This window comes from Streptosporangium subroseum (assembly GCF_900188345.1).
GTDB classification, from domain to species: domain Bacteria; phylum Actinomycetota; class Actinomycetes; order Streptosporangiales; family Streptosporangiaceae; genus Streptosporangium; species Streptosporangium subroseum.
The window spans coordinates 1-1,264 of sequence record NZ_FZOD01000176.1; the positions used below are offsets into that span (position 1 = coordinate 1).

At 67.1% G+C, this 1,264-nt stretch carries 2 protein-coding genes; one reads left to right on the forward strand and one right to left on the reverse strand.

From position 1 onward, the window contains the following. A partial coding sequence (locus tag CHC08_RS50480; RefSeq protein WP_218825862.1) for a hypothetical protein occupies window positions 1-220 on the forward strand: 220 nt, incomplete at its 5' end. 799 nt (window positions 221-1,019) lie between these two features. Here CHC08_RS50480 and CHC08_RS51125 read toward each other — a convergent pair. Then, window positions 1,020-1,264, reverse strand: a 245-nt coding sequence (locus CHC08_RS51125; RefSeq protein WP_218825863.1) for a hypothetical protein, incomplete at its 5' end; no start/stop codon positions are given.

Sequence of the window (1,264 nt, forward strand, 5' to 3'; positions counted from 1 at the left end):
ATGGACCCAGCAGGGCCGCATCGACGGCGTCGACTGGCACCTGGAGGCCACCGGCCCGTCGCACGCGCCGGCCTTCACCGCGACCGCCACCGCCCGCCCAGCCGAGAGCAAGGGGCCGATCTCCGCACAAGGCAGCGGAGCAAGCAAGGCCGCGGCCCGGGCGGCGGCCGCCACCGCGCTACTGACCCAACTCGGCTCTCTCCTTGAACGGCCGAGGTGAAACAGCAGGCAAACCGTCATGTCAGATCTTCTGCGGACACCCGTGTACACCTGCGCGTCGGTCGGGGCGTCCGGCCGGGGGGATATACGGCGCCCGTGGCTTTACTTCGTAGATTTACTACTTCGAGGGAAGACCGACTGGCCGGACCCGACCTGTCGGGTCGGACCGGGGCACCATCGTCGCCGCCGGTGATCACGGCGTGAAGATTGTGGATAGTTAGGAAGAGGGAGTTAGGAAGAGGAAAGGGGAGCAGAGTTTTGGAGAGGAGAGGGGCAGAGAGAAGGAGGAATGAGGGGGCGAGCAGGTGCGAAGAAGGGGTGAAGAGGAGGGGAGAGCGGAGAGGGGAAGGATCATGAGGAGGTGGGCAGGAATGGCGCGGGGAAGATCACTAGGAGGGGTGGGAAGAGGCAGGATGATCTAGGTGGGGGAGCGCACACGCGGGCAAGATTGCGGGTTGTGGCGATCACTGCGGGCCTGCGGAAATGCGGCGAAAACGTCGGCGGCCGCGCGTACGGTGAAGATCTCCCCCTTGACGCACCGTTACGGAGTCGACGTGGTTACGCCACCGAACCGCTTCACGCACTCGGCTCCATCCGCGCTCGCCGGTGCGCTCGATGTCGCCGGCGCCTCCGCCCTGGCGCGCTATCGCGTCGAACTCGCCGCCGGGCGCCGTGCCCGGCTCACCTGGCGCGGCGGTCAAGGCGCTCGGCGCCGGCCTCGTGCTCGGGCTGCTGCTCTTGTGGTGGTTCGTCGCGGTGGCGGCTGCGGTCGTCGCCGCCCTGGTCGACCTAGCGCACTTCTACCAGCAGGGCCCGCCGGCCTCGTGGCGTAAAGGTGCGCGGGGGAACGCAAGCCTCCAGCCGCCCCAGGCCGAGTCCGGGCTGTCCACCGTACGACGCACGAGGTCGCCCCACCCGCGTACAAGCTTGCCGATGCGATCGGCTTGGAAGTACTGATCAAGAAGGTCTGAGGTCACGCGCATCTGGGTTGCCGGCTGAGCGGCATATTCGCGTGGGTTGTAGACCTGGAATATGAGGTATTCGG